Annotated in this window: 26 protein-coding genes; 15 read left to right on the forward strand and 11 right to left on the reverse strand. The window is 55.6% G+C overall.

What is annotated here, in order from left to right; translation table 11 throughout:
* Positions 1-404: 404 nt before the first annotated feature.
* The 3 genes from cbpM to OC597_RS21815 form a co-directional block, all read right to left on the reverse strand.
* Positions 405-710 (reverse strand): chaperone modulator CbpM, encoded by a 306-nt coding sequence (gene cbpM / locus OC597_RS21805; RefSeq protein ID WP_085118661.1) that lies wholly within the window; start codon positions 708-710, stop codon positions 405-407.
* A complete protein-coding gene (gene cbpA, locus OC597_RS21810; RefSeq protein WP_261285211.1) occupies positions 703-1,632 on the reverse strand; it encodes a curved DNA-binding protein in 930 nt (309 codons plus the stop codon). The genes cbpM and cbpA overlap by 8 nt, the downstream gene beginning before the upstream one ends.
* A 155-nt stretch (positions 1,633-1,787) precedes the next feature.
* Positions 1,788-2,357, reverse strand: a complete 570-nt coding sequence (locus tag OC597_RS21815) for an HdeD family acid-resistance protein (protein WP_261258645.1) — start codon at positions 2,355-2,357, stop codon at positions 1,788-1,790.
* 214 nt (positions 2,358-2,571) lie between these two features.
* Here OC597_RS21815 and OC597_RS21820 point away from each other — a divergent pair, with 214 nt between their 5' ends.
* A complete protein-coding gene (locus OC597_RS21820) occupies positions 2,572-4,338 on the forward strand; it encodes an ABCB family ABC transporter ATP-binding protein/permease (RefSeq protein WP_262210490.1) in 1,767 nt (588 codons plus the stop codon).
* 45 nt (positions 4,339-4,383) lie between these two features.
* Here the strand turns inward: OC597_RS21820 and OC597_RS21825 are convergent, their stop codons facing one another.
* Positions 4,384-4,773 (reverse strand): tautomerase family protein, encoded by a 390-nt coding sequence (locus tag OC597_RS21825; protein ID WP_261258643.1) that lies wholly within the window; start codon positions 4,771-4,773, stop codon positions 4,384-4,386.
* Positions 4,774-4,913: 140 nt separating this feature from the next.
* On the opposite strand from OC597_RS21825, the gene OC597_RS21830 reads away from it, so the two are divergent.
* The 3 genes from OC597_RS21830 to OC597_RS21840 all read left to right on the forward strand — a co-directional run bounded on the left by OC597_RS21830 (position 4,914) and on the right by OC597_RS21840 (position 8,510).
* Positions 4,914-5,867, forward strand: a complete 954-nt coding sequence (locus OC597_RS21830; RefSeq protein WP_262210492.1) for a LysR family transcriptional regulator — start codon at positions 4,914-4,916, stop codon at positions 5,865-5,867.
* Positions 5,868-6,399: 532 nt separating this feature from the next.
* Positions 6,400-7,665, forward strand: a complete 1,266-nt coding sequence (locus OC597_RS21835) for an MFS transporter (protein ID WP_262210466.1) — start codon at positions 6,400-6,402, stop codon at positions 7,663-7,665.
* A 35-nt stretch (positions 7,666-7,700) separates the two neighbouring features.
* Positions 7,701-8,510 (forward strand): MoaF C-terminal domain-containing protein, encoded by an 810-nt coding sequence (locus OC597_RS21840; protein ID WP_261425276.1) that lies wholly within the window; start codon positions 7,701-7,703, stop codon positions 8,508-8,510.
* On the opposite strand, the gene lldD is transcribed toward OC597_RS21840, so the two are convergent.
* The 3 genes from lldD to OC597_RS21855 form a co-directional block, all read right to left on the reverse strand.
* Positions 8,511-9,650, reverse strand: a complete 1,140-nt coding sequence (lldD, locus tag OC597_RS21845; RefSeq protein WP_261462012.1) for an FMN-dependent L-lactate dehydrogenase LldD — start codon at positions 9,648-9,650, stop codon at positions 8,511-8,513.
* A 34-nt stretch (positions 9,651-9,684) separates the two neighbouring features.
* On the reverse strand, positions 9,685-11,265 hold the full coding sequence (locus tag OC597_RS21850; protein WP_262210467.1) for an L-lactate permease: 1,581 nt from the start codon (positions 11,263-11,265) through the stop codon (positions 9,685-9,687).
* A gap of 335 nt (positions 11,266-11,600) precedes the next feature.
* Positions 11,601-12,521 carry a LysR family transcriptional regulator gene (locus OC597_RS21855; RefSeq protein WP_261462010.1) on the reverse strand — a complete coding sequence of 307 codons (921 nt, stop codon included), beginning with the start codon at positions 12,519-12,521 and terminating at the stop codon, positions 11,601-11,603.
* Positions 12,522-12,674: 153 nt separating this feature from the next.
* On the opposite strand from OC597_RS21855, the gene OC597_RS21860 reads away from it, so the two are divergent.
* The 3 genes from OC597_RS21860 (at position 12,675) to OC597_RS21870 (ending at position 15,028) form a co-directional block, all read left to right on the forward strand.
* The gene (locus tag OC597_RS21860; RefSeq protein ID WP_262210468.1) at positions 12,675-14,327 is read left to right on the forward strand and encodes a multidrug ABC transporter permease/ATP-binding protein; all 1,653 of its coding nucleotides are present in this window, start codon (positions 12,675-12,677) and stop codon (positions 14,325-14,327) included.
* A gap of 402 nt (positions 14,328-14,729) precedes the next feature.
* Positions 14,730-14,843 carry a YmiA family putative membrane protein gene (locus tag OC597_RS21865; protein ID WP_085118647.1) on the forward strand — a complete coding sequence of 38 codons (114 nt, stop codon included), beginning with the start codon at positions 14,730-14,732 and terminating at the stop codon, positions 14,841-14,843.
* Between the two features lie 11 nt (positions 14,844-14,854).
* Positions 14,855-15,028, forward strand: coding sequence for a YciX family protein (locus OC597_RS21870; RefSeq protein WP_262210470.1), 174 nt, complete (start codon positions 14,855-14,857; stop codon positions 15,026-15,028).
* Here the strand turns inward: OC597_RS21870 and OC597_RS21875 are convergent.
* The gene (locus OC597_RS21875) at positions 15,018-16,238 is read right to left on the reverse strand and encodes a CynX/NimT family MFS transporter (RefSeq protein ID WP_262210472.1); all 1,221 of its coding nucleotides are present in this window, start codon (positions 16,236-16,238) and stop codon (positions 15,018-15,020) included. The two genes, OC597_RS21870 and OC597_RS21875, sit on opposite strands and share 11 nt — an antisense overlap.
* A gap of 514 nt (positions 16,239-16,752) precedes the next feature.
* On the opposite strand from OC597_RS21875, the gene agaR reads away from it, so the two are divergent.
* Genes agaR through agaF form a run of 6 tightly spaced genes read left to right on the forward strand, consistent with a single transcriptional unit; the run spans position 16,753 to position 21,433 of the window.
* The gene (agaR, locus tag OC597_RS21880; protein ID WP_112347259.1) at positions 16,753-17,526 is read left to right on the forward strand and encodes a transcriptional repressor AgaR; all 774 of its coding nucleotides are present in this window, start codon (positions 16,753-16,755) and stop codon (positions 17,524-17,526) included.
* A gap of 23 nt (positions 17,527-17,549) precedes the next feature.
* The gene (locus OC597_RS21885; RefSeq protein WP_207979403.1) at positions 17,550-18,833 is read left to right on the forward strand and encodes a D-tagatose-bisphosphate aldolase, class II, non-catalytic subunit; all 1,284 of its coding nucleotides are present in this window, start codon (positions 17,550-17,552) and stop codon (positions 18,831-18,833) included.
* Between the two features lies 1 nt (position 18,834).
* Positions 18,835-19,311: a PTS N-acetylgalactosamine transporter subunit IIB gene (agaV, locus tag OC597_RS21890; protein WP_085118642.1), complete on the forward strand. Its 477-nt coding sequence runs from the start codon at positions 18,835-18,837 to the stop codon at positions 19,309-19,311.
* Between the two features lie 14 nt (positions 19,312-19,325).
* Positions 19,326-20,105 carry a PTS N-acetylgalactosamine transporter subunit IIC gene (agaW, locus tag OC597_RS21895; RefSeq protein ID WP_085118640.1) on the forward strand — a complete coding sequence of 260 codons (780 nt, stop codon included), beginning with the start codon at positions 19,326-19,328 and terminating at the stop codon, positions 20,103-20,105.
* Complete coding sequence (locus OC597_RS21900; RefSeq protein WP_262210473.1) at positions 20,095-20,988, forward strand: PTS system mannose/fructose/sorbose family transporter subunit IID; 894 nt, start codon at positions 20,095-20,097, stop codon at positions 20,986-20,988. Before agaW ends, OC597_RS21900 begins: the two co-directional genes overlap by 11 nt.
* Before the next feature lie 10 nt (positions 20,989-20,998).
* Positions 20,999-21,433 carry a PTS galactosamine/N-acetylgalactosamine transporter subunit IIA gene (agaF, locus tag OC597_RS21905; RefSeq protein ID WP_261425269.1) on the forward strand — a complete coding sequence of 145 codons (435 nt, stop codon included), beginning with the start codon at positions 20,999-21,001 and terminating at the stop codon, positions 21,431-21,433.
* Positions 21,434-21,472: 39 nt separating this feature from the next.
* On the opposite strand, the gene OC597_RS21910 is transcribed toward agaF, so the two are convergent.
* Positions 21,473-23,209 (reverse strand): ABC transporter ATP-binding protein/permease, encoded by a 1,737-nt coding sequence (locus tag OC597_RS21910; protein WP_262210474.1) that lies wholly within the window; start codon positions 23,207-23,209, stop codon positions 21,473-21,475.
* A gap of 191 nt (positions 23,210-23,400) precedes the next feature.
* Here OC597_RS21910 and OC597_RS21915 point away from each other — a divergent pair, with 191 nt between their 5' ends.
* Complete coding sequence (locus OC597_RS21915; protein WP_262210475.1) at positions 23,401-24,108, forward strand: tetratricopeptide repeat protein; 708 nt, start codon at positions 23,401-23,403, stop codon at positions 24,106-24,108.
* A gap of 48 nt (positions 24,109-24,156) precedes the next feature.
* Here the strand turns inward: OC597_RS21915 and OC597_RS21920 are convergent, their stop codons facing one another.
* Complete coding sequence (locus OC597_RS21920; protein WP_112347254.1) at positions 24,157-24,807, reverse strand: DsbA family protein; 651 nt, start codon at positions 24,805-24,807, stop codon at positions 24,157-24,159.
* Between the two features lie 199 nt (positions 24,808-25,006).
* Positions 25,007-25,891, reverse strand: a complete 885-nt coding sequence (locus OC597_RS21925; RefSeq protein WP_261258615.1) for an MBL fold metallo-hydrolase — start codon at positions 25,889-25,891, stop codon at positions 25,007-25,009.
* A 114-nt stretch (positions 25,892-26,005) separates the two neighbouring features.
* On the opposite strand from OC597_RS21925, the gene OC597_RS21930 reads away from it, so the two are divergent.
* Positions 26,006-26,914, forward strand: coding sequence for a LysR family transcriptional regulator (locus tag OC597_RS21930; RefSeq protein WP_261258613.1), 909 nt, complete (start codon positions 26,006-26,008; stop codon positions 26,912-26,914).
* The last annotated feature ends 13 nt before the right edge of the window (positions 26,915-26,927 follow it).

Here is a 26,927-nt window from a genome sequence, read left to right on the forward strand (position 1 = left end):
CTCAATATGATGGCCCATACAACAGATACCTCGTGGCCTTTATCGCAAAAAAAACTTTGATAACTTATTTCTAACACTTTAACTATTATCAGCTGGCTATTGTTTCGCTGCTGATGAATACCAATCTACTGGTTTTTAACGGGGTGTCAATACTGTTTTTAATATCATGTTTTTAATAACATGTCTTTATTGACAGTATTGATAAAAATCATCCATTAAGCCTTATCCAGAAGCTGTTTTAAGCGATGCGGCTTCATTTTTTTTGGATTTTTTCTGTCGGGATTTTGTTTATGAAGGGAGTTGGAGTGGAGAGGGAATATTTACCTTTTTATTAGCCGAGAAAAAACAGGATGATAACCGTACTGATGCAGCCCGCTGCCAGGGCAACGGGCTATTTCACGCCATCAGGGTTTGGTAACAAACCGTGCCAGCCGTTGGTGTAACTGGCTGTTTTCTTTGCGCAGATGCTCAATTTCCTCCAGCAGTGTCAGCGTGACCGCAATGCCAGGCCAGTCCAACGCCAGTTCACGATGCAACTGTTCTGCACGATGGAAAGTGATTAATGCGCGATCGTCAAAGATCCAGTCTTCCGTCGCGGGATCGCGCGGTTGAATCATCCCCAACCCGACAATTTCGGTTAGTTCATCCTGTGAAACGCCGGTATGCAGGCAAAACTCAGTAATGGTGAAAGTTACTTTTACGTTAGCCATTTTGCTTACTCCACTCTTTGCGCGGATCAAAGGTCTGCTGGGCTTCTGCCAACTGCTGCCACAGCGCGGCGCTTTTTTCGTCCGGCTTCGGTGGCATCATGACTTTGATCACCGCATACAAATCCCCGGTTTCTTTTTTGCCGACCAGGCCTTTCCCTTTGATGCGCAAGCGCTGCCCGGTTTGGCAGCCGGCAGGAATGGTCAGCAGAATGCTGTCTTTCAGCGTGGGGACCGGCACCTTGGCGCCCAGTGCGGCTTCCCACGGGGCGACTGGCAGGACGATCTCCAGATTGTGGCCGACAATGTCGAACAGCGGGTGCGGTGCAATGCGGATAATCAGATAGAGATCGCCGTTAGCGCCGCCGTCAGTTCCTGCCGCGCCCTGGCCTTTCAGGCGAATACGCTCGCCATCGCCCACCCCGGCGGGGATTTTCACATTAAGGGTTTTGGGAACTTCCTGCTCTACCATGCCGAAGGCGTTATACACCGGCAGGCTATAACGAATGGTACGAGTTTGCTCGGTCTGAGTTTCTTCCAGGAAGATCGCCACTTCCATCTCAATATCCTGACCGCGCATGCCCTGGCGTCGTTGGCGATGCTGCTGAGCTCGGGCATGTTCGCCGAACATAGAGGAAAAGATATCGGAAAAATCTTCGGCGTTATGGGTATTGCCGTGCTGCGTCTGGCGGCCAAAATTGGGGTCGTTACGGTGCTGGCGCAGTTGATCGTATTCGGCGCGGCGCTCTTCGTCTTTCAGCACCTCATAGGCTTCGGCAACCAGTTTGAACTGCTCTTCGGCGTTCGATTCGGTGCTGACGTCGGGGTGATACTTTCGCGCCAGTCGGCGATAGGCAGTTTTGATTGCCTTGAGATCGTCCGCTGGCTTAACCCCTAAAATGGCGTAGTAATCCTTGAATTCCATAGCGTTATCATCTCACTTCAATCTTTGGTCAGGGGGGATGGTTGAGCCTGTATTGGGTGAAACTTTACTCTTAGTCGGGCAGTTTGTCGTTAAGGTCCCGGCGTCATCGGCGGGTTTAGTGCCAAAAAGCGGAGCCGGATGGCCCCGCAATGGGATCACGCGCGTTTCAGTTGTCGGGCAACCTGGAACAGGCTGAATGAGCTGAACAGCATTTCAATACCGACAATGGTGGTGACCAGCACCACGGACGTCGCCGGATCGGCGCTGAGCAGGAGCCAGGCAATCGCCAGATCCAAGACGCCAATCACCAGCTGCAGCCAGCTTCCTTTGACTTCACGCAGCTTATAGCCGGCAACCAACCGCACAATACCGCCCAGTGCAAACAAGGCGGCGAGATAAATCGCCATGGCGAAAATACCTACGGCCGGGTTGGTAATAAAAACGTAGCCGATAATAAGGTAAGCCACCCCGAGCAGGATTCCGCCGATCATCGGCCAGGTATTTTGCACCCGGTTGGCGACCATGCCGAAAATCAGACCGAAACCGCTTAGCAGTAAGAAAATCCCCACCACCATACTGATTGCCGCGCCGGAGGCAAAGGGGCTGAACAGGCAGAAAAGACCGCCCAATAGCAGCAATATCGAGATGATTAACAGCGGAGTACGTTGTTTCTTTAGACTCTGCTCGTCGATTTTCAACGAATGAAGATGGTTCATATTTAGCATGATGTAACTCCCTTAGTTTTGAATGTCCTGTACTGTCCCACTGACTATTATAGTGGAACACGCCACCTTGAGGATGAGGCCTGGCTGCGGTGTATTGCTCAGCGTACCAAAAAGAGCCACCGCGGTGGATTACCTAAGGTTTTTCATGGCATACGTGCCAGAATAGATCATAAGCCAATACTGCGCTGCTGACCGAGATGATAGATAGCCGATGATGGATCCTTCCCGCTTACTGAAATTTTTGCTGCCTTACCTGTGGCCCAAAGATAACCCTAAACTGCGTTATTACCTGGTTATCGCCTTCGTCTTTATGGTGATTTCGAAGGTCAGCATCACGCTGGTACCGCTGGCCTACAAAGCGATGATCGACGCCCTGAGCGGCGAAACCGCCAGGATGCTGGCCATTCCCATGGGTTTGATCCTGGCCTATGGCGTCGCGCGCATCGGTGGGGCGTTATTTGAAGAGCTGCGCAACGTGATGTTTGTGCACGTCAGCCAGAATGCCACCCGATTACTGGGGCTGCGGGTCTTCAGACAGTTGCACGCGCTGAGCCTGCGTTTTCATCTGGAGCGCCAGACCGGCGGGTTGTCGTTATCGATCGAACGCGGTACCCAGGCGGTAGCGACGGTGCTTTCGCGGCTGCTGTTCTCCATTTTCCCTATCCTGTTCGAAATCACCCTGGTCTCGGTGATTATGTGGCATCTGCTAAACGGCTGGTTTGCCCTGGCAATCCTGGCGACGGTCGGCTGTTATATTCTGTTCACCGTCATGGCCGTGCGTTGGCGAACCCGCTTTAGGCGTGAGCTCAACCAGGCCAATGCCGATACCAACAGCAAGTCGATCGATAGCCTGCTGAATTACGAGACGGTTAAATACTTCGGTAACGAAAACTTTGAGGCCGACCGTTTCAACATGTCGCGCCGGCTGTACGAATACGCCGCTATCAAGAACCAGTTCAGTTTTACCGCCATCAACCTCGGGCAGACCGCCATTATCTCCATTGGGCTGATAGTGATGATGGCGATGGCGGCGCAGGGCATTGTGCAAGGGCGGATGACGGTCGGTGACTTTGTGCTGGTGAATGCCTATCTGCTGCAACTCTATCAGCCACTGAATTTCTTCGGTTTTATTTATGCCGAAGTCAGGCAGGCGCTGATCGATATGGAAAACATGTTCGATTTACTGCAGGAAGAGCAGGAGATTGTCGATAAGCCGGATGCGAAGGCGCTGCAACTTAGCGCGGGCGAAGTGAGTTTTGACGCGGTCAGCTTTGGCTATGATGTGCGTCGGCCGATCCTGAAAAACGTCAGCTTCACCATCCCGGCCGGTAATACGGTAGCGATTGTCGGTGCCTCGGGGGCCGGTAAATCCACCTTGTCTCGACTGCTGTTTCGCTTCTATGACGTGAGTAGTGGGGCGGTGTCGATTGACGGACAGGATATTCGTGACCTGAAGCAGGCCAGCCTGCGCGCAGCGATCGGCATAGTGCCGCAGGATACTGTGTTGTTCAACGATACGCTGGGTTACAACATCGGCTACGGCAAAACCGGTTCAAGCCAGGAAGAGATCGAGCGGGCGGCCAGGTTGGCGCACATTCACGAATTTATTGTCAGCCTGCCTGATGGTTATGAAACCCGGGTGGGGGAGCGTGGGCTGAAGCTGTCGGGCGGCGAAAAGCAGCGGGTGGCGATTGCTCGTACCATCCTGAAAAACCCGGCGATCCTGGTTTTTGACGAGGCTACCAGCGCACTGGATACTCAGACCGAACGCGAAATTCAGGCGCACCTGCGCGAAGTGAGCCGTGACCATACCACGCTGGTGATTGCCCACCGGCTGTCGACGGTGGTGGAAGCCGATGAAATCATCGTGCTGGAAGCCGGTGAAATCGTTGAACGTGGGCGGCATGACGCCTTGCTGGCCAGCAATGGCCGCTATGCCGCCATGTGGCAAAGCCAATATAACGACGAACAGCAGCCCTGAGGGTTCTGACCCCGGGCGCGATGCTGCGCCTGGGGGATAGTCGGGTTAAAGATCGCCGGTCAGGTACTGCGCTACACCGTTGCCGAAACTCCAGTCCCCCTTGCTGTTGGTGGTGATTGACACCATCAGGTCGCTGCTTTCAATCCCACAGCTTTCCTTCAACTCACGGCTGAGCTCGGCATAAAACCGCTGTTTCTGCTCCTCGGCCCGCGGGCTGGTTATCACCCTGACTACCACCAGATCGCGGGTGCGAGTCAGATTCAGCCCGGTATCTTCAATCACCATATGCTGAGCCTTATTTTCATGAACAATCTGGTAGCGATCGCGTGGTGGTACTTCAAAGGCGCTGAGCACCGCGCGGTGGGCGGCATCGAGCAAAGTTTTCAGTTCGGCTTCACTGCGGCCCTCGATGACGTCAAAGATAAGTAATGGCATTTTTATAATCCTGTCAGTGGGTTAATCTCGATATGAGGCAACGATTTATCTACGCTCTGGAAAACCCATCTTAGCCAAGCCCAGGGGCGGGAAGAAGCGCTATACTTGAACTCATTGTTTATATAAATGAACAGTCAATGATGAAAAACCCAAAAATAGAAACCCTGTGGACCCATTTGCACTGGCTTACCGTATTGGCCGAGCAGGGCAGCTTTACCCGTGCGGCGGAGCGGCTGGACGTCAGCAAAGCGGCGATGAGTCAAAAAATCAAAGAGATCGAAACCCTGGCCGGAGTACCGTTGGTGCAGCGGACGACTCGCAGCGTCAGGCTGACCGATGCTGGGCTGCGGCTGGTGGAGGAACTGCGCCAGCCTTTCGCGCAGATCAAACAGAGCTTCTCTGGCATTTGCGATTCGGCCGGGCCACTGCGCGGTTCGGTACGGGTGACGGCGCCGGTGGCGTTTGCTCGCCAGCAACTGGTACCGCGCATTACCGGTTTTCTGCGTGCGAACCCGGAGGTACGGGTGCAACTTGAGGTTTCCGACCGGTTGGTATCATTAACCACCGAAGGGTTTGATTTGGCGATCCGCCACAGTGACAGCCTGCCGGATACCCACGTCGCCTGGCGGCTGTGTCCGACCGAAACGCTGACCGTGGCGTCGGCAGACTACGTGAAACGGCACGGCCTGCCGACATCGCCGGCCGATCTGCAACGGCATCAGTGTCTTTATTATCCCCGAGGCAATGAACAGCCTGGCTGGAGTTTTGTTGCCAAACAGGCGCCACAAGGCAAGGCGGAAAAGACCCGGGTGCCGGTCAGTGGTCCGTTTGCCACCAACAACAGCGAGTCGATTCGCGACGCTGCAGCGGAAGGGTTAGGTATTGCGCTGCTGCCAGATTTTAGCGCTCAGCAGGCATTGGCGGACGGCAGGTTGATCGAGGTATTACCGGCCTGGCGACCGGTCGACGCCTTTGCCGACAGCCTGTATGTGGTACGGCCCTATGCACCTCAGGTATCGCGAGCGGTAACCGAATTCAGTCGCTATCTGCGCGGCGCTTTCGCCGAGGGGTTTACCATAGGGTTAGTGCGATGATTGCGTTGTGGTCCGGAGGATTGCTGTGATTCACATCACGATATGCGTTTTTTTACGCTTCAGTGGCGGTAATGTAAGCGCTGGCGAAGGGGTTCCCTCAATAGAGTTAATGGAGAAAATCACCGCCAGATAAATGAAATGAATTCAATAGATAAAAATTACGCTGAATACCGAACTGTCGGCTGGAATAATAAATAAAGCTGAAGTGTAAAACGTTAATATATTGATGAAAATGATTAATCACGGCTTTTTTGGGGCGTGAGGAGTCCCTGATAATAAAGTTTTATATATAAATAACAAAGTAATAAAATTAGTGATGTTAATAATAACCCGCCTGTAATGTACCTAACCCATCGATTTTCTGGCCATCGCCCACGCCCGGTTGACAGCCTGCCCACTTGCGATAAATTTAAATCGTTAACATGTTAATAACATCCTGTCAGACCAAAGGGTCCACTGAATTCGGGTTGCCGAACAGGGGTTGTGAACAGGGATATTGTCACTCATCAGTTACTAACAGGCAGATCACACCATGAAAAAATCGGTGGGGCGGGGTTCGATATTGAGTGAGGAAAACAGACTGCTGGTGATTCTGTTTTTTGTCTTTGGCTGCGTTTTTGTTGATCGTTTAACCATCTCCTTCCTGTTCCCGATGATTGCTGCCGATTTGCAGCTCAGCAATGTGCACCTTGGCACGCTGTCCGCGGTACTGGCGCTAACCTGGGCGCTGTCTGGTGCCGGGCTGGGAGCCATTGCCGATCGTTTTAATATCCGCAAGCCGATGTTGATCGTCTCAATTATCGTGTTCTCCTTATTCTCCGCATTATCTGGGTGGATCAGTGGTTTTGCCATGCTGCTGATATTTCGTGCATTGATGGGCATAGCCGAAGGGCCGGTATTGCCGATTGCGCAGTCGCTAATGGTTGAAAAGTCGCAGCCACAGCGGCGCGGGTTCAATATGGGGCTTATCCAGGGCGCGGCACCGGGATTATTGGGCGGCATTATTGCTCCGCCGTTGATTATTTATTTGGCACAGAAGTGGGGCTGGAGCACGGCCTTTCACCTGACGGCCCTGCCGGGCATTATTCTGGCCTGGCTAATTTATAAATATGTTAATGGCAAAAAGGATCCGTCCTTCGCCGCCGAGCCGGCAGTAAAAAATCAGTCGGAAAAGGCCGCCTACGCCGAGTTATTCAAAATTAAAAATGTGGTGCTGTGCATCCTGATTTCCTGCGTATTCGTCACCTGGTTTATGGTCATTATTACCTTCACGCCCAGCTTCCTGGTGACCGCCCGTGGTTTCAGCGAGCAGTCGATGGGCGGCATCATGAGCGCCATCGGCGTTGCCTGGGTTTTCTGGGGCGTAGCGGTTCCGGCGATCTCGGACCGTATTGGCCGTAAGCCCACCTTAATCTTCTTCTCGTTGCTGGCGATTTGCTGCCCACTGTTTCTGAGCTATGTCGACAATCTGTGGTTATTGGGGGGACTGGTATTTCTGTCCTATACCGGCCTGGGTTGCTTCACTCTGTTTATGGCCACCATACCGTCCGAAACCGTATCGAAAGCCCGTATCGCCACCGCACTGGGGTTGGTGATGGGGATTGGCGAAGTGATCGGCGGTTGCCTGGCGCCGTTTACGGCAGGTTTGCTCGCCGATCGCTACGGCCTGGTCAGCGTGATGTGGCTGGCGGCCATCGGTGCGGCCTGTGCGGTGGTATTAAGTTGTTTTCTCGATGAAACGGCACCCGCCGTGGTCAGCCGAAGAGCATTGAAAAGTCAGGGTATTGCCGACGTCTGAAACGGTTTTTACCCCTATCCTCAAGGAGAGCGAGCATGTCTTTAAACCCGTCAGTATTGAACCAGAACGCCGAACCGGAGTGGAAGAACTATGACGATTTTGCCCGGGGTATAGACACCAACCGTCTACCCGCGACGCAGGATTGGCGTGGAAAAACGCTGCAGTTGGCGTTTGAACAGGGTGAGCAGATGACGCTGAGTTTCAGTGCTGGTCATCAGCGGCTGAGCTGGGCCTGGCAGGGCGAAAGCGGTGAGGATACTTACGAGGAGGTGCGCACTTCCTCTGAACAATATTTCTTGAATATTCCGTTGCAGACACCGGGTAATGAATGCCTGACGCTGGTGCTGAATACTGACAGTGGCCGGGCGCTGATGGTGCGCAGCACGCTATTGCCGGAGCATCAGGTAGCGAGCGGCTCCCGCTTGGGACAACGCTTTCACGTTGGTCAGATCACCGGTATGGCACCGGTCGGTGCCGCTCCGCATCTGACCCGTGAACTGCTGGGCTACCGTACCTTGAATATTTACAGCCCCAACCATTATTACGAGCATTTCTATGTCAATACCGAGCGCTATGCCTGGCAGAATCTGCGTGGCGAGCAGTTTGGTCACGGCGATATGGACTACGCCACTTATTATAAATTCGATGAAGATCGGTATTTATTCACCTTCCGGGAAAAGATCATCCCGGTTTGTTCGGTGTTCTTTTTTGACTTTACCCTCGGCCGTTGCACCGGGATATTCCTGGGGCTGGATGCCGCCGGCAAGGTACTGGTCTCACCCGCCGGCGCTTTTATTCACAAGATGAGTTACAACGCTTATCCCGACGGGGTGCAGCCGCTGTAATCAGCGGCCGTTAACCAGTGAATCGGCGTTGATGTCCGCGATGGTCTTCGCGCCGATCAGCGTCATGGCGACGCGCATTTCTTTATCGATCAGCTCGAGCAGGTTGGCGACGCCGGCCTGCCCGGCTGCCGCTAACGCATAGGCGAAAGCCCGGCCCAACAACACCCCGTCGGCGCCCAGTGCAATCATACGCACCACGTCCAGCCCGTTGCGAATCCCGGAATCGGCCAACAGGGTGATATCGCCCTTGACCGCCTCGGCAATCGCCGGCAACGCATGGGCGGTAGACAACACGCCGTCGAGCTGGCGGCCGCCGTGGTTGGAAACCACGATGCCATCGGCGCCGAAACGCACCGCATCTTTGGCATCTTCCGGATCCAGAATGCCTTTGATGATCATTGGGCCTTGCCAGAATTCGCGGATCCAGTCCAGATCCTTCCAGGAGATAGAGGGATCGAAGTTGGTCCCCAGCCAGCCGATATAGTCTTCCAGGCTGGTGGGTTTGCCGCGATAGGCCGAGACATTGCCCAGATCGTGTGGCTTACCGCACAGCCCGACATCCCAGGCCCATTGTGGATGGGTCACCGCCTGCAGTATACGGCGCGCGGCGGCATTGGGACCGCTCATGCCGGAGTGGGCATCACGGTAACGTGCGCCGGGCACGGGCATATCGACGGTGAATACCAGAGTTTTCACCCCGGCGGCTTTGGCGCGCTCCAGTGCATTGCGCATAAAGCCACGGTCTTTCAAAACGTACAGTTGGAACCACATCGGCCGATCGATCGCCGGTGCCACTTCTTCAATCGGGCATACCGAGACCGTTGACAGGGTGAAAGGAATGCCTTTTTGCGCGGCGGCTTTGGCAGCCTGCACCTCACCGCGACGGGCATACATGCCGGTCAGCCCGACCGGGCCGAGGATCACCGGCATAGCCAGTTTTTCACCGAACAGGCTGGTCTCCAGGCTGAGATCCGACATATTGCGCAGTATGCGCTGGCGTAGTGCGATACCCGCCAGGTCTTCCGTGTTACGTCGCAGCGTATGTTCTGCGTAGGCCCCGCCGTCAATATAGTGGAACAGAAAAGGCGGGAGCTTAGCCTGTGCTGCGGCCCGGTAATCGGTTGAAGCGGAGATAATCATAGTTTTACCTTATTTCGATAACGTGCTTTTACGCTCAAAGAATCATGATCTGCGCCATCACAGCGGCGATCCCCCCGTACACCAACATGGGCAATACGGTCTTTTTGATAATTTTGCCTTCGGCATTGCCGATCCCAAGAATTGAGCAGACGGCGATAATATTGTTCAGGCATATCATGTTGCCCATGGCGCCGCCAACGGACTGCAGTGCCAGAGTCAGGTTGACGTTTAGCCCGCTGCTGAGGGCGATCGAATGCTGAATGCCGCCGAAGGTCAGATTAGACACGGTGTTGGAACCTGAAAAGAACGATCCCAGGGCCCCGAGGAAAGAGGAAAACAACAGCCAGCTTTCTCCGGTGAGTGCGGCCAGGGTTTTGCCAATGAGGATCACCGGCGCATTGTCACCGCCCAGCATCATCAGGTTGACCATCACTAAAGCGCCAAACAGCGCGATAAAGGGTTTAGCCACGCGTCCGCCGGTTTCTGCGAACATCTGTTTTACCTGCCCGCAGTTCAGTCGGAACAGGGGAATACACAGCAAGACCACCAGCAGGAAAGGGATCAGGGCCGGTACATACAGCGTTTTGTAGCTGGCGGCGGCAGAAGTGCCTAATACCTGCTGCAATTCAACGATCAGGGCATCGCTGACGCGTAACTCGCCCAGCCCGCTGAGTTTGGCTTGCCATAAAGGTGCGGTGCTGTTGAGCAAGGCTTTAATCCCCAATTGATGAATGCGCGTCACTATTAAAATAGCAATCAGCAGCAGGGTCGGGGTCATGGCTTTAATCACTTGAATGAAGGGCACGGGTTGAGGAGCAGTTTTGCCTTCGCAGCGGGTCAGACCGACGCCGGCACGTGCCAACAGAACCGACAGCATCAGGCCAATGGCGCCACCCACCAGTGCCGGGAATTCATAGTTAACCTGCGCCAGCAGCAGGTAAGGCACCGTGCAACTTAAGACGCTGAGTAAAATAAACGGCAGGTTGAGGCGAATATCACGCCAGGAAACGATAAAGCGCAGCGCCAGTAATGGGATAACAAATCCGGCGACAAAGTGGATCAACGCTGTCTGACGACCAATTTCCAGCAGGTTGGCGTCGGATAACCCCAAATTGGCAAAGCCGAACCAGGTAGGGGTGCCGACGGCGCCGAATGAGACGGGAACCGAGTTCATCACCAGCGTCAACAGAGCCACGCGCAGGGGGTTAAAGCCCAGGCCGACCAGTATGGGGGCGGCAATGGCGGCTGGAGTCCCAAAGCCGCTGGCCCCTTCAATCATAAAGGCAAATGCCCAGCCGATGATCATCAATTGAGCGACAGGGTTGGGGCTGATATTTTCCAGCCAACGACGAACCACGTTTTCCGCACCGCTAATTTGCATCAGTTTATTCAGCAATATTGCACCGGCGATGATGGTTATCGGGGTGAAAACCGACACCAGTGCGGTAATGATATTGGCGTGCAGCAGCAGGGGCAGGTTGTCGAACCAAAACATCTGTATGGCATAGACTGCGGCGGCCGTTAAGGGCAGCGCGATATAAGAAGGAACACCGTTCTTTTTGGTCATCATCCAAATCAGCAGGACGATGGGCGCAATACTGAAAAATAGGGACATAAGAGCCTCAGCGTTATTATTGTTATTTGTGGAGGTATGTAGCCGAAAGGTTAATTACCGCAACATTTTCATTCTAATCACAACGCTGGCTGATGTTCTATTGTGCAATTTTCCCGTAGGGGAATGTGGGGCGGTAGAGTGACTCTGCGGAGCAATTTCTAATGACTGGGGGTGTTTTTATTGTATTAAAAATCAAATGGATAGAATACTTTATTGTGTGATGAATGTGCTGGGTCACATTGATTACACAACAATTATCAATAGATTATCTTCAAAAACAGGGTAATCCCGGCGGCTCGCTGGCGAGCCCGCGCAGAACGATTAGGTGACCCACTTCAAAAATAATGGCTGATATTTTGGTAGGAGGTGATGATGTGTTCGATCAGCAGCCGGGTTTTTAACGGTAAATTGCGGGTGTAAGGGTAGACGGCGTAAATACCTAATACCTTGCCACAGTGGCCGGCCAAAATTTCCACCAGCTTTCCATCCTGTAAATCCTCGTACACCATGCAGCGTGGCACCATGGCAATGCCATAACCGCCGATCACCGCCTTGCGGATCGCCCGGGCGTTATTGGCGGACAGGTTGCCATTGACCTGCAGTTCATAAATCTCGTTGCTGCCCGGCAGCTTCATCAGCCAGTTGTCGGTGCCACTCTCCTGATAGGTATAGGTCAGGCAGTTATGCCTCAGCAGGTCGTCGGCGGACTGCGGCTCAGAATATTGTTGCAGATAACCGGGCGAGCAAACGATCACCCAGCGGGAGTTCAGGATCGGACGGGCAATCAGGCTGGAGTCCGGCAGGGTGCCGGTGCGGATCGCCAGATCTATTCCTTCGTTAACCAGATCGACGAAGCGATTTTCCAGCCGCATTTCAACCTTCAGGTTGGGATGACGAGCACAGAATTCCGCCACGCTTTCACTTAGCAACAATTCCCCCGAAATCGTCGGTACCGACATGCGGATCACACCGGTCAGGTCATCGCTATTTTCACTGATGACATTTAGGGCCTCCTGAGTTTTTGCGCTTATTTCTTTGGCCTGACGATACAGGCTTTGGCCATTTTCGGTCAGCGTCAGGCTACGGGTAGTGCGGTACAGCAGGCGCGCGCCGAGGGATTTCTCCAGGCGGCCGATACGTTTGCTGACCACCGAGCTGGTGATGCCGGCGGTTTCAGCGGCTTTGCTGAAAGAGCCGCAGTCAACAATCAGGGCGAACAGGATCAGGTCGTTGGCGTATTCATGTGTGGGCAACATCGGTGGGGGGGTTCCTTGTCCCGGAGTAACAGCCAGTGTAAATCCTCAGGTTCAGGAATCAATCGCCGGCGACAATATGAGAATTGTTATTGATATCACTTTTTGGCCGCTTACAATGCCTGCCATCTCAAGATTTCAGGCTAAGGGTTCTTCATGGAGTTGCTACGGGTGGTTTACCGCCAGTATCGCTGGCCGTTTCTGGCGGTCATGGCGTTGACCATGGCCAGCGCGGCACTGGGCATAGGCATCATTGCCTTTATCAATTTGCGGCTGATGGCGGTGGCGGGCAACCCTCTGGCCGTGCTGCCGGAGTTCCTCGGGCTGCTGGCGTTGCTGATGGCGGTCACGCTCGGCTCACAGCTGGCACTGACGACGCTCGGCCATCATTTTGTGTTCCGGCTGCGCGGCCAACTGGTGAAGCAGATCCTGGATACTCATATCGAACGGATAGAGCAACTGGGCAGCGCTTCGCTGTTGGCGAGCCTGGCCAGTGATATTCGCAATATCACCATTGCCTTTGTTCGTCTGCCGGAGCTGGTGCAAGGTGTGGTTCTGACCCTGGGGTCGGCAGCCTATCTGGGCTGGTTGTCGCCACAGATGCTGGCGGTGACGGCCGTTTGGGTGGCGGTGACGGTATTGGGCAGCGGGTGTCTGGTATCGCGGGTGTATCGTCATCTGACCAGCGTACGTGAGGCTGAAGAGCGCCTTTATGAACACTACCAATCGGCGATTGACGGCCGCAAAGAGCTGGCGCTGAACCGCGATCGTGCCAAAGCGCTGTATCAGCAGGCCTATCAGCCGGATGCCGAAGATTATCGGCACCATATTATCCGTGCCGATACCTACCATCTCAGCGCGGTGAACTGGTCGAATATCATGATGTTGGGCGCTATTGGCCTGGTGTTCTATATGGCCAACAGCCTGGGCTGGGCCGATATCTCCGTTGCGGCAACCTATTCACTGACGTTATTGTTCCTGCGAACCCCGCTGCTGCAGGCGGTGGGGGCGTTCCCGACGCTGATTGGTGCCGAAGTGGCCTTCGGCAAGGTCAAAGCCCTGCGGTTGGCTGATTATCAATCCGAGTTCCCTGCGGTGGCGGTCAACGCCTGGCAAACCCTGGAACTGCGTGATGTGGTGTTCCACTATGGTGCGATGGAGCAAAAAACCGGCTTCGCCGTCGGGCCGATCAACCTGACGCTGCGCCGTGGCGAACTGGTATTTTTGATTGGTGGCAATGGCAGCGGTAAATCAACGCTGGCGATGCTGCTGACCGGGTTGTATCAGCCGGTCAGCGGGCAGATCTTGCTGGATGGCGTGCCGCAGGCGCCGATCGATATGCCTGACTATCGCCGTTTGTTCTCCGCCATTTTTACCGACTTTCACCCGTTCCATCATTTGCAGGGACCTGAGGGTGAACAGCCGGATGCCGAAATGGTGGAAAGCTGGCTTAACCGCTTGAACATGAAAAGCAAACTGCAATTTGACGGCCTGCGGGTCACCAATCCACAGCTGTCGCAGGGGCAGCGCAAACGCCTGGCACTGCTGCTGGCGGTGGCGGAGAAGCGGGATATTTTGCTGTTGGACGAATGGGCGGCGGATCAAGACCCGCAATTTCGCCGAATCTTCTACCGTGAACTGCTGCCGCAGTTACGTGCATTGGGCAAAACGGTGTTTGCCATCAGCCATGATGACCATTACTTCGCGCATGCCGATCGACTGCTGCAAATGCGTGATGGGCAGCTCAGTGAATTGACCGGCAGCGATCGTGAACGTGCCAGCAAGGACTCTGTTTCGCAAATTGATTGATTAATCTCACCCATGCCTCGCTAAAAGGGGCTGGGTGAAACCTCCTGTTTGCACGGTGCTACCTGTGACACCAGCATATCCATTCATTTCTACATATCCACTCAGCCTGATTCATTGCCAATTTTGCTTAAGAAAAGTCAATTAATTGTATTTCCATTTATTTACTGGTGGTTTAATTTTGATCAATCCGCTTGTGACACACTGCTCCCTAATCCTTCAATTGAGCCTGTAACCATCGCCAAAGACCTGACTAATAGTGATGTCTTTCAGCTGTATACCTGACTTTAGGTACACTGATAGCAGAATTTTTATAAATATCCATAGGAATAAACTTCTTTATTGATCGTTTAAATAGATCAATAATTTAATTTTGATTAGTTTAATCTATTGGTGGGGGCGGCTGTGATAAGCAAGGATGACGTGGATATCAAACGTAAAGCTTGGTTGTGCGTGTTTATCGGCTGCGGAGTGTTTTGGCTGGCCGTCGCCACCGTGATTTATTGGCTGTTTACTTAGGAAACCTATTGATGGACAAGAAGCGCGTAAAGAACATGGGGGGCGCCCGGGATGACAGCCCGGTCAAGATCCCCCCTTCCTGGCAGTTGACGCCTAAACAGCAGGATTTTATTAACGATCTCTGGCAAGACGACGCGGCAGAATTTGCCGCAGAGCGACCCGCCCGCCCCGCAGTTACCGAATAATCCGATTACGCCCGGCCAGGATGCCGAACAACATTTGCAGCAGCGTCAGGCCCAACAGAATGGCCAGCGGCAACCGCCAGCCCTGAGTCAGGTCGTGTAACAGACCGAACAGCGTGGGTCCCAACGCCGCCAGCAAATAACCTACCGATTGCGCCATGCCTGACAGTTGCGTGGCCTGATGATGGTGACTGCTGCGCAGGCCAAAGAAGGACAGCGCCAGTACCAAGGAGCTTCCCGCTCCCAGTCCGGCAAAAATCAACCACACCAGCGAGTTGGCCGGCATCAACAGCAAACCGGCGACGCCGGTAAAAATCAGCAACGAACTGCACAACGCGATAGCCCGCTGATCGCGTGCGCGCGGCAAAATAAACACCATGACAAAGTTGGCGGCGATCGCCACCACCTGATAAATAAACAGCTCAAAACCCGCCTGTTGTGGTGAGGTGCCGTGACTGGCAGCAAAGGCACTGAACCAGCCGATAATGGTGTAGAAGGTGATGGACTGTAAGCCCATAAATAACGCCACCTGCCAACCGAGTGCGCTACTCCAGGGAGAACGAGAGGGTGCGGGCTGAACTGCCTGGTGATCACTGGCCACCGGGGCGACAGGGCGGCGCAGTTGCGGCAGCCAGACTATCAGCGCCAACAGGGCAGGCAGGCTCCAGCACAGCAGGGAAAAACGCCAGCCAAGATTGTTCAGCGCTGCCAGTGGCACCGCCAGACCGGAGGCCGTGGCGGCCACCAGTGACATCACCGCCGCATAACCGGCAATCATGGCGGCGGCACGGCCTGGGAAGTCGCGTTTGACCAGCGTCGGCAATACGACGTTGGCAAATGCAATGGCAGCGCCGATCAATACGGTGCCCAGCCACAGCATGCTGGTTTGCGGCAGAGAGCGCAGCACAATGCCACCCACCAACAGCAACAGCGCCATACCCAGCGTACGTTCAATCCCCATACGTTTGGCCAGGCTGGGGGTCACCGGTGACAGCACGGCAAACAGGATCAGCGGCAGCGAATTAAGCAAGCCGGCCGAGGTGGCAGACAGCGACAACTGCTGCTGGATTTGTTCCAGCAACGGGCCCACGCTGGTCAGTGCGGCGCGCAGATTGGCCGCAACCAGCATAATGCCGGTGATCAGTAACAGCGGATGGCGTAAACGGCTGCGCTTGTTGGCGACAGGCGTTGGGGATAAAGCAGATTGGGGCATCAGTTCCTCGCACCAGGGCATGCAGTCAATCAATACTGCACGGCATGATGCGTTGATTGACGTTAACGCTTACGTACCGGCAGGGGGCCGATATCTGCGCGCAAGTGTAGGGAAGAACCCCTGATCTGACAAGAGGCCGGTGAAGCGGAACATGCGTCATTCAGGCGTCGGCGGCGGGATGCCGGAGAGGCATAATTGCTGTTATGTGATCCCGATCACCTGATGAACTAAAAGTCAGCCTGCCGGGCCATTGCGCTACCCCTTTCGTTTTCAGCGGCACTTCGGGCTCCTCAGCCCGGCAGGCGCGCCCGCGCTGAGATTTCACTTTGCCTTTCACTGCTTCTTAATATTTTCATTTCATTTCGATCCGAAAGGTTTTTAACCTCTTTTTCTGCTAAAACAGCGCTGTAACCCCGATCACAATTTCATTGCTTTCGCTTTGCTGTAATGCCAGCGCAGTAGAGCGAAAGCCATCTTCTCCCCGGCCCGGCCGGAAACCTGAGGACCGCAGCTCATGCCAGTGAATACCGCAAAGCGACGTGAACACATTATCGATCTGTTATGCGAGCACGGCAGCGTGCGCGTGGAGCAGCTCAGCAAACAGTTTGCAGTATCCACGGTGACGATCCGCAACGATCTGCGCTTTCTGGAACGAAAAGGGTGTGCGCTACGAGCCTATGGCGGCGCGATGCTCAATCAGCAATTCGCCTTCGATCGCCCATTGCATGACAAGGGGCGGTTAAACCGCGATGTGAAGTCGCAGATCGCAAGCGTAGCGGCCAGCTATGTACGCGATGGTGATGCGCTGATCCTCGATTCCGGTTCCACCACCACCCAGATAGTGCCGTTCCTCAAAGGACGACGCGATCTGGTGGTGATGACCAATGCGCTGAACATTGCTTATGAGCTTTCAGGTAACGATGGGGCAGAAGTGATGGTGCTGGGGGGCAGCGTACGCCGCAACTCCTACTCGCTCTACGGTCCGGCTGCCGAGCAGCAATTGCGCCAGTACCGTTTCGACAAACTGTTTTTGGGTGTCGACGGTTTCGATCTGGTTGCCGGTATCACCACGCCTCACCCCGGTGAGGCACACCTCAATCGCGTGATGTGCGAGGTGGCGCGCGAGATTATCGCCGTGGCGGATGCCAGCAAGTTTGGTCGCAAGAGCTTTTGCATGATTCGCGAAGCCGGACAAATTCATCGGCTGATTACCGACAGCCTTCTTCCGGACGATTACGAGCGGGCGTTAACCGAGATGGGCGTGGAGGTTGTCATCGCCGATCGGTAGTACGGCGCCTGCGTGGGGGATTCATGCAGCAGTTGTTACAGCTTGTTGAGCAGCACAAGGCCGGAAAACCGGTTGGGGTATTTTCCGTTTGTTCCGCTCACCCCTGGGTGCTGAAAGCGGCCCTGCGGCAGGCCAAGGCGCGTGGTACACCGGTGCTGGTTGAGGCCACCTCGAATCAGGTCAATCAGTTTGGCGGTTACACTGGCCAGACGGCGCAGCAGTTCCGCGATGCGCTGTGGCAACTGGCGGATGAAGTGGGGCTGGCGCGCGATCGTCTGTGGCTGGGAGGTGACCATCTCGGCCCCAATGCCTGGCAGGATCGGCCGGCGGAAGAGGCGATGCAGCTGGCCGAAACGCTGATCGACGATTATGTCCGCGCCGGCTTTCGCAAAATTCACCTCGATTGCTCGATGTCCTGCGTCGGCGATCCCTTTCCACTGAATGATGAAACCGTGGCCGTTCGCGCTGCGCGGTTATGTGCCGTGGCGGAGCGCGCCTGGCAGGCAAGCGGCGGTGAGCCACCGGTGTATGTCATAGGTACCGAAGTGCCGGTACCGGGTGGCGCACAGGAAGCGCTGGAAGGCATGCAGGTCACCACACCGCAGGCGGTACAGCAAACCCTTGAGGTGCATCGCCTGGCCTGGCAGCGGGCGGAGCTGGTCGATGCCTGGACGCGGACCATTGCGCTGGTGGTACAGCCGGGCGTGGAGTTTGATCATCACAGCGTGGAACACTACCAACCGCAGCGGGCCCATGAACTGAGTCGTTTTATCGAACGGCAACCGGGAATGGTCTACGAAGCGCACTCAACGGATTACCAACCCCCACAGGCCTACCGACAACTGGTGGGCGACCATTTCGCTATCCTGAAAGTCGGCCCGGCGCTGACCTTTGCCCTGCGTGAAGCCCTGTTCGCCCTGGATCATATCGAACGAGAATGGCTGGGCGAGCATCAGTCGGCACAGCTGTGTGCCACGCTGGAACAGGTGATGCGCGAGCAACCGCAGCAGTGGAGCCGCTATTACCACGGTAACCCGCATCAACAGTATCTTGATCGCCACTATAGCCTGAGTGACCGGGTGCGTTACTACTGGCCACAGCCGCAGGTCCAGCAGGCGGTGGAGAGCCTGATCGACAACCTGCGTCGTAATCCGGTGCCGCTGGCATTGCTAAGCCAATATCTGCCCGATCAGGCGCGGGCGATGAATGCCGGCGAACTGAGCGACGACCCACAAGATTGGGTGATGCACAAGGTGACGCAGGTGCTCGATGATTATCACGCCGCCTGCTATCCGGAGGTGCATTGAAATGCCGAATATCTTGATGACCCGTATCGATAACCGACTGGTGCACGGCCAGGTCGGCGTCACCTGGACCAACACCCTGGGAGCCAATCTGGTGGTGGTCGCCAATGACGAAGCGGCGGCCGATCCGGTACAGCAAAACCTGATGGACATGGTGGTGGCGGAGGGGGTGCAGACGCGCTACTTCACGCTGCAGAAAACCATCGATGTGATCCACAAGGCGGCGGATCGACAGAAGATCTTTTTGGTGTGCAAAACGCCGCAGGATGTTTTGCGGCTGGTGCAGGGCGGGGTGCCGATCCGCTTCGTCAACGTCGGCAACATGCATTTTGCCGAGGGGAAGCGGCAGGTGCATAAAACGGTCTCGCTGGACGACGGTGACGTGGCTGCCTTTCGCGAGCTGGCGGCGCTGGGCGTCGAATGTGAGGTGCGCCGGGTGCCGGATGAAGCGGGTGAGGCGATCGGCAAACTGCTGTTTTGAGTTCGGGGGAAACCATGTTGACTGATGCGTTATTGATTGCACTGTTGGCCGGATTGGCGGGGGTCGACTTGTTCGACGGCCTGACCCACTTCCACCGTCCGGTGGTACTGGGGCCGCTGGTCGGCCTGATCCTGGGGGATGTTTACACCGGACTGCTGGTGGGCGGCACGCTGGAGCTGGTGTGGATGGGCATGGTGCCGCTGGCGGGGGCTCAGCCGCCGAATGTGGTGATTGGCGGGGTGATTGGCACGGCGTTCGCCATTCTGACCAAGGCCGATCCCAAGGTGGCGATTGGTGTGGCGGTGCCGTTTTCTATTGCGGTGCAGGGCTGTATTACGCTGCTGTTCACCCTGTTTTCACCGATGATGCATCGCTGCGATCGCATGGTGAAAGAGCTGAACTGGCGCGGTATCGAACGGGTGAACTATCTCGGTATCACCATCCTGTTCGCGTTCTATTTTGTGGTGGCGTTTCTGCCGATTTATTTCGGTGCCGACGCGGCCAGCGCCATGGTGCAAAAGGCCCCGGTCTGGTTGTTGGACGGCCTGGCCGTGGCGGGTGGCATGATGCCGGCGATTGGTTTCTCGCTGCTGATGAAAGTGATGATGAAAAAAACCTATGTGGCCTATTTCATCCTCGGCTTTATTTCCGTCACCTTCCTGAAATTGCCGATCCTGGCCGTGGCGCTGGGCGCGCTGGCGATCGCCCTGATCGATTTCTTTAACAGTCAACGGGCCGGTGCGGACCCGCTCAAACAACCTGTACCTCAGGAGGACGCTGAAGATGGCATTTGATGATTCCGACGACCTGCTGGCGCAAAAAGCGGAAAAACGTATGGCGCAGGCGCTGGCCACCAGTCAGGTGCAGCAGGACGACTACGTCGACAGCCAGCCCGCCGAGGCCTTGACCCGCGGTGATATCAACCGTATGGCCTGGCGCTCGTTGCTGCTGCAGGCGTCGTTCAACTATGAACGCATGCAGGCCGGCGGCTGGCTGTATCAGTTGATCCCCGCTTTGCGCAAGATCCACCGCAATCCGCAGGATCTGTCCAACTCGATGAAAATGCACATGGAGTTTATCAATGTGCATCCGTTTGACGTCACCTTCCTTTCCGGGTTGGTGCTGGCGATGGAGCAAAACAAAGAGAAGATCTCCACCATCCGCGCAGTAAAAGTGGCGCTGATGGGCCCGCTGGGAGGCATCGGCGATGCGTTGTTTTGGCTGACGCTGTTACCGATCTGCGCCGGGATTGGTGCTTCGCTGGCGCTGGAGGGAAGCCTGTTCGGGCCGATTGTCTTCCTGCTGCTGTTTAACGTGTTTCACTTCGGTTTGCGCTTCGGGCTGGCTCACTATGGTTATCAGGCCGGGACCAGCGCGCTGGCGCTGCTGAAAACCCATACCCGACGAATATCCCACGCCGCCTCGATTGTCGGTATGACGGTGATCGGCGCACTGGTGGCCTCTTATGTTCATCTTTCTACCCCGCTGGTAATGCATGCCGGCAAGGCCAGCGTGGCGCTACAGACCGACGTGCTGGACAAACTGATGCCCAACCTGTTGCCGCTGTGCTTTACGCTGCTGATTTTCTTCCTGATGAAGCGCGGCTTCTCACCGGTAAAACTGATTGGCGTGACGGTGGTGATTGGGGTGGTGGGCAAGTTTATCGGTTTACTGTGAGGAAAGGCTTATGCCAGGCATTGTGATTACCGGCCACGGCGGCTTCGCCAGTGGGCTGTTGCAGGCGGTTGAACAGGTAGTGGGGCCGCAGCCGTACTGCGTTGCGGTCAATTTTCCCGAACAGATGAGTACCGCCGAGTTAAAGGCCGCGTTGATCTCGGCATTGGCCGAGGTGGCACAGCCGGACGGCGTGGTGTTTCTTACCGATATGCTCGGCGGTTCACCGTTTCGCTGTGCCAGCGAGTTGGCGGATGCGCAAGGGCATTGCGAGGTGCTGACGGGCGTTAATATGCAGTTGGCGGCGGAAATGATGCTGGAACGGGATGGGCTGAGCCTGGATGAATTCCGCGAAGTGGCACTGGCGTGCGGCAAGCGTGGGTTGACCAGTCTGTGGCACGAAAGACGCCGGGTAAAATGTGAGGACGTGCAGACGGACGGCATTTGAGGGAAGGTGGGCGCTGCCAGGGAAGCAGCGCCCGGTTGATCAACCTGCGACCGGCAGTGGGCTAAGTGCCATACGCGCCGGTTGATTCTCTTCTGTACGGCTAAAGCGCCAGCAGCTCTGGTGATGTTTCGCCACGCTGTTGCGGTGTGCCACGCTGACCAGCGTCACCTGCGGCAGCTCATCCACCAACAGGCAGTACATCAGTTGCTCGGTTTCATCGTCCAGCGCGCTGGTGGCCTCGTCGAGGAACAAAATGTCCGGACGGGTCAGAATAGCGCGGGCAAATGCCAGCCGCTGTTGTTCACCCGGCGACAGGCGGTGGCTCCAGTTGGCGCTGGTATCCAGCCAACGTTGCAGAGGCTTCAGACGGCAATTTTCCAGCACTTTCAGCAGTTGTTCATCGCTGTATTCCGCCGCGAGATGCGGATAACTGAGCGCCTCCCGCAAGGTGCCAATCGGAATATAGCTGCGTTGCGGCAGGAATAAGCTGCTGCTGGCGGCATCCCGGCCGATAGCGCCGGAACCGTAGGGCCAGATACCGGCGATAGCACGCAGCAGCGTTGATTTACCACAGCCGGACGGGCCAACGATCAGCACGCGATCGCCGCGTTTCAATGTCATCGAAGTCGGCTCAAGCAAGCACTGGCCGTCCGGCAGTTGCAGACTGAGGCGGTCGAGGATCACTGGCTGACCGTTCTCCGACGGCAGTTGAATACCCCGTTGCTGATGATGCACCTGATCCACGGCGGCGTTGAATCCGGCCAGACGGTTAACGCAGGCTTTCCAGGTCGCTAAATCGCTAAAGGCATCGATAAACCACGACAGTGCCCCCTGCACCTGGCCAAAGGCGGAGGCGATCTGCATCATGCCCCCCATCTGTATAGCGCCGGAAAAGTAGCGCGGTGCCGCCACCAACAGCGGGAAGACAATGGCGAACTGGCTGTAAAAGTTGGAGGCAATGTTAAGCCGACGGGTGATACGCATGATCGACCACCAGTTGGTCCGAATGCTGTCAAAACGATCGCCCAACTGTTGCGCCTCGCGGGGTTCACCGTGGTACAGCGCGATAGCATCGTTATTTTCACGGATGCGGATCAGGCCAAAACGGAAGTTCGCCTCGTAGCGTTCCTGATTAAAGCCGAGCTGAACCAGTGGCTTACCGACCCACCAAATTAACAGCGACCCCAGTACTGCATACAGCAGGGCAAACCACACCATGTAGCCGGGCAGGGTGACGGCATGCTGATGGATAACAAAGGTCATTGGCCCGCTGACGTGCCAGAGAATGGTGATAAACGAAAACAGCGTCACCAGGCTGGAGAGCAGCCCGAGTGACAGCGACAGGGTGTACTGGGTCAGTACGTTGAGATCTTCGGCGATACGTTGGTCCGGGTTATCGACGATCTGTTGCTGTTCGGTATGGTAATAGGCCTGATGAGCCAGCCATTTCCCCATAAATTTTTCGGTCATCCAGCGCCGCCAGCGCATTTGCAGGCCCTGTGTCAGGTAAATTTTATACACCGCCAGCACGATAAAGATCAGCGCCAGGTAGGTAAAGCGCCACAGTTGCGCCTTGAACACCGGGTAGTTCTTGTTTTGCAGCGCGTCGTAGAACACCTGGTTCCACTGGTTGATCAGCACGCTGATGTAGACCAGCCCGAGCGACAGGGCGATGATGGCGATCAACATCGACCAGGCCCGCAGTTTTTCTTCTGAAACCCAGAAGGGCTTAATCAACTGCCAGACGGCGTGTTTGGGGGTGGGGGTTGTGTTCATGGGCTCTCGTTAATTCTGCATTTTTTTCAGCATGGGCCGGGGACAAGTAACAAACAAACCCTGACTGTAAGCAGTTTTAACGCGGCTAACCGTTTGAAATATTGTGGTTGGATCGTCAGAGGTGAAGCCGGGAGGGATGGCGGTTATACTGGCGCCGAAATTGGGTTTGTTTACTGCGGAAAGGATGAGTGATGAAGGCGTGTGTTCCCCTGCTGTTGGCCTATGGCGCGCTCGCCAGCGGCCAGGCGATGGCACAGATTGATGAGCCGGATATTGATGCCGATTGTCACAAGGTGGCGAGCTATGCCGAACTCGGGAAAAGCGCCTACCAGCGCGGCGATTACCCGCGAGCCGCCGATATTTTCCGCGATCAGGCCGCCTGGAGTGAGTTCTGCGGCCTGGAGCGTCAGGCGACCGCCACGGCCTATAACAACGTGGCGCTGGCGCTGATGCGTGCAGGTGAACTGCTTAAAGCGCGTGCCTATCTGGAACTGGCCCCGCAGGACAGTAAATCCCAGCATAACCTGAAGCTGTTGCGGCAGCGTTTGGCGAAACAGCCGCCGTTGAACGGACCGGCTGGCGTCTATTGGCAGTACGCCGGGCGCGGCGTCTGGAGCGAAGTGGAGGTCAAGCCACAAAACGGCCGCTGGCTGATCCAATACTCTGGCTATTACATGCCGCAGATGGGGCTGTATTACGGGCCGAATATGGGCGAATTCGCCGAGGCGTTACCGATTGAACACGGCAAGGCGCTGTACCGTCAACGGGAGCCTGAGGACGCGATGGCCTGTGATGTGACGATGCAATTCACCGCGGATGCGTTGGAAATGCATACCCAGGGTGACTGCGGTTTTGGTTTTAACGTGCGGGCGGAAGGGCGTTTCGTACGGGTAGAATAATCAGACCCGGGCATTCAATATCCTGAATGCCGGGTACTGTCACAGGTATTACGCCCAGGTGGCGGCACCGCTCAATAACTCTTTCCAGGCTTCAACATTACCCAGATAGTTGCCCGCCGGGATCTGGCGCAGCTGGCCCTCACTGTCTTCCAGTGCGAAGGTCGGGAAGCCCTGGCCCTGAACTTTGGCCAGCAGCGCCCGGCTTTGGGCGATGTGCTGCGCGGTCGGTGCACCGGCGTTAAAGCGCATCTCGGCGATGAACGGGGCAGAAGCCAGGCCCAGCTCTTTCGCCAGGGCTTCCAGCACCGGCGTATCGGCGATGCGTCGACCTTCCTGATAATGCGCTTCCTGAATGCGGTGCAGCATATCCAGCCCACGTCCTGCCAGCGCCTGAGCGGCCAGAATCGCGGTAATCGGCGGCTCAGAATCCATGATCGCCGTGGTATCACGCAGCAGCCCATTGAAATAGGCTTCACCAAAGGTCTGTCCGGTTAACTCCGCAATACGCTTGTCATGCGGGATAACATAATTACGCCATTCGTCCGTGATTTGGCGGCGGTTGTTACCGGTCATCATGCCACCGGCGTGCAGGGCGATGTTCAGCCCTGGAATGGTTTTGGCCGCCTTCACCAAGGGGGCTGCGCCATAACACCAGCCACACAGCGGATCGAAAATGTAATGCAGAGTCGTACCGGTCATCATTATTCCTCGTTAACCCCGCCCCCTTTCAAGGGCGGGTGGCAGTAACGCTTTAATCTGTGGGTTTATACCCGTCGCCTTTCAAGTTGCAGCGTTGTTACCTGCACTCGCTCACCCCAGTTACTTACTGAAGTAAGCGCCTGGGGTGAGCGAGCTGGGCGCCTAGCCGCAACTTGAAATTCATAGGGTATAGGCAGGCTTATTGCGGCCACTTCATTTCGCCTTTCAGCACTTTGGCGCTCAGTTCCAGGCTGGATTCATCTTTCAGGTTCGGGTAGTGCTTTTTCATTGCCGCCACCAGTGCCGCAGAATCTTTGGCCTTCGGCAATTCAGCCTCCAGCGTGGTCAGGTAGTTCTGGGTAAAGGTAACGGATTTCAGCGTCTGGTCGGCACCCGGCAGGAAATGGCCCGGGACAACGACTTTCGGTTTCAATGCCTTGATGCCTTCCAGCGTTTGCTGCCAGTGTGCGCGTGATTCAACGGTCTGGTTATCGGCAACCCACGGATGGATATTGTCGCCCGCGACCGGAACACCGCCCACTACCGCTTTCAGCGCCGGGATCCACACATAGGTGCGATCCGGAGTTGGACCGGTCAGGCCTTTCACTTCGACTTTCTGGCCGTCAACGGTAAAGCTGTCACCCTGCAACGCCTGTGGGACCACCACCGCTTTCGGTGCGTTGTCTTTCAGGATTGGACCCCAGTAGGCCACTTTGCCGTCTTTAGTTGCGTTGATTTCTTCGATGGTGCCTGGGGAGGCGATGATTTTTGCCTGTGGGAAAGCGGCTTTAATCACGTCCAGACCGAAGTAGAAATCCGGATCTGAATGGCTGATATAAACGGTGGTCAGCTTTTTGCCGGTCGCCTTGATCTTCTTCACCAACTCTTCAGCGTCATTACGCTGGAACTGGGCGTCGATCAGTGCCACTTCGTGCTTGCCGCTGATGATTTCAGAGGACACCGGGAAAACGCTTTTCTCACCTGGGTTGTACACTTCCATGGTAAGAGTGTTAGCCGCAGTGGCGTAAGCGCTAAAGGTAGTGATGCTGGCGAAGGCCAGGGTCAGTAATGATTTGTTAAACATGGGCAGAGGTCCTTGGGTAGCGATTAGATTAAATGTTGAGTAGATGTTAGGTTGCATAAAGCGATAGAAAAACCGGATAATGAGCAATTATTCATTGCGTAAATCGGACGAATCATGGATCGCATTACCGCAGCTGAGGTTTTTATCACCATCGTTGACCGTGGCAGCATGATTGCGGCAGCGGAAACGTTGGAAATGTCACGAGCCATGGTGACGCGCTATCTGGCTCAGATGGAGCAATGGGCCGGTGCACGTTTACTGCATCGCACTACCCGTAAGCTTAGTCTGACTGACGCCGGTGAGCGTACTCTGGAGCGTTGTCGGCAGATGCTGGCGCTGGCGGGCGAGATTGATTTGGTCGAAGGGGAGCAGAGCGATGAACTGCGTGGCCTGCTGCGTATCACCTGCTCACAATCCCTGGGCCAGACGGTATTGGTGGGCGCGGTAGCGCAATATCTAAAGCGCCATCCACAGGTCGCGGTGGATCTGCAGATGAATAATCGCACGGTGAATCTGGTGGAAGAGCGTATCGACCTGGCGCTGCGAATTACCAATGAGCTGGATCCCAATCTGATCGCCCGCCCCTTGTCCTCCTGCGCCTCGGTGATCTGCGCTTCTCCGGCTTATCTGGCGGTGCATGGCACACCACGTCATCCGCAGGATCTGGCGTTACACAACTGCCTGACCTATTCCTACTTCGGTAAAAGCCTGTGGCATTTTGATCACCAGGGGGTGAAGTCGGCGGTCGCGGTCAGCGGCAACCTGAGTGCCAATGAGTCGGTGGTGTTGATGGCGGGTACGGTGCAGGGGGCGGGTATTTCGATGCAACCTTACTATTCGGCGGCACCGCTGCTGGCCAGTGGTGAGCTGATTGAATTGATGCCGGAGTATCGGCCTCAGTCGATGGGCATTTACGGCATTTATACTTCACGCCGACAGATGCCGGCGACCCTGAGAACCATGTTGGACTTTTTGGTTGAGTGGTTTGCCACCGATGCTGACTGGCGGGCGACGCTGCGCTGATATCGTTAACACA

The organism is Serratia proteamaculans, from assembly GCF_946227095.1.
Taxonomy (GTDB): Bacteria; Pseudomonadota; Gammaproteobacteria; order Enterobacterales; family Enterobacteriaceae; genus Serratia; species Serratia proteamaculans_E.

Bases quoted from the DNA above. Each gene is read 5' to 3' on its own strand.
- cbpM (WP_085118661.1), bottom strand. From the start codon at position 710: ATGGCTAACGTAAAAGTAACTTTCACCATTACTGAGTTTTGCCTGCAT.
- cbpA (WP_261285211.1), bottom strand. From the start codon at position 1,632: ATGGAATTCAAGGATTACTACGCCATTTTAGGGGTTAAGCCAGCGGAC.
- OC597_RS21815 (WP_261258645.1), bottom strand. From the start codon at position 2,357: ATGCTAAATATGAACCATCTTCATTCGTTGAAAATCGACGAGCAGAGT.
- OC597_RS21820 (WP_262210490.1), top strand. From the start codon at position 2,572: ATGGATCCTTCCCGCTTACTGAAATTTTTGCTGCCTTACCTGTGGCCC.
- OC597_RS21825 (WP_261258643.1), bottom strand. From the start codon at position 4,773: ATGCCATTACTTATCTTTGACGTCATCGAGGGCCGCAGTGAAGCCGAA.
- OC597_RS21830 (WP_262210492.1), top strand. From the start codon at position 4,914: ATGAAAAACCCAAAAATAGAAACCCTGTGGACCCATTTGCACTGGCTT.
- OC597_RS21835 (WP_262210466.1), top strand. From the start codon at position 6,400: ATGAAAAAATCGGTGGGGCGGGGTTCGATATTGAGTGAGGAAAACAGA.
- OC597_RS21840 (WP_261425276.1), top strand. From the start codon at position 7,701: ATGTCTTTAAACCCGTCAGTATTGAACCAGAACGCCGAACCGGAGTGG.
- lldD (WP_261462012.1), bottom strand. From the start codon at position 9,650: ATGATTATCTCCGCTTCAACCGATTACCGGGCCGCAGCACAGGCTAAG.
- OC597_RS21850 (WP_262210467.1), bottom strand. From the start codon at position 11,265: ATGTCCCTATTTTTCAGTATTGCGCCCATCGTCCTGCTGATTTGGATG.
- OC597_RS21855 (WP_261462010.1), bottom strand. From the start codon at position 12,521: ATGTTGCCCACACATGAATACGCCAACGACCTGATCCTGTTCGCCCTG.
- OC597_RS21860 (WP_262210468.1), top strand. From the start codon at position 12,675: ATGGAGTTGCTACGGGTGGTTTACCGCCAGTATCGCTGGCCGTTTCTG.
- OC597_RS21870 (WP_262210470.1), top strand. From the start codon at position 14,855: ATGGACAAGAAGCGCGTAAAGAACATGGGGGGCGCCCGGGATGACAGC.
- OC597_RS21875 (WP_262210472.1), bottom strand. From the start codon at position 16,238: ATGCCCCAATCTGCTTTATCCCCAACGCCTGTCGCCAACAAGCGCAGC.
- agaR (WP_112347259.1), top strand. From the start codon at position 16,753: ATGCCAGTGAATACCGCAAAGCGACGTGAACACATTATCGATCTGTTA.
- OC597_RS21885 (WP_207979403.1), top strand. From the start codon at position 17,550: ATGCAGCAGTTGTTACAGCTTGTTGAGCAGCACAAGGCCGGAAAACCG.
- agaV (WP_085118642.1), top strand. From the start codon at position 18,835: ATGCCGAATATCTTGATGACCCGTATCGATAACCGACTGGTGCACGGC.
- agaW (WP_085118640.1), top strand. From the start codon at position 19,326: ATGTTGACTGATGCGTTATTGATTGCACTGTTGGCCGGATTGGCGGGG.
- OC597_RS21900 (WP_262210473.1), top strand. From the start codon at position 20,095: ATGGCATTTGATGATTCCGACGACCTGCTGGCGCAAAAAGCGGAAAAA.
- agaF (WP_261425269.1), top strand. From the start codon at position 20,999: ATGCCAGGCATTGTGATTACCGGCCACGGCGGCTTCGCCAGTGGGCTG.
- OC597_RS21910 (WP_262210474.1), bottom strand. From the start codon at position 23,209: ATGAACACAACCCCCACCCCCAAACACGCCGTCTGGCAGTTGATTAAG.
- OC597_RS21915 (WP_262210475.1), top strand. From the start codon at position 23,401: ATGAAGGCGTGTGTTCCCCTGCTGTTGGCCTATGGCGCGCTCGCCAGC.
- OC597_RS21920 (WP_112347254.1), bottom strand. From the start codon at position 24,807: ATGACCGGTACGACTCTGCATTACATTTTCGATCCGCTGTGTGGCTGG.
- OC597_RS21925 (WP_261258615.1), bottom strand. From the start codon at position 25,891: ATGTTTAACAAATCATTACTGACCCTGGCCTTCGCCAGCATCACTACC.
- OC597_RS21930 (WP_261258613.1), top strand. From the start codon at position 26,006: ATGGATCGCATTACCGCAGCTGAGGTTTTTATCACCATCGTTGACCGT.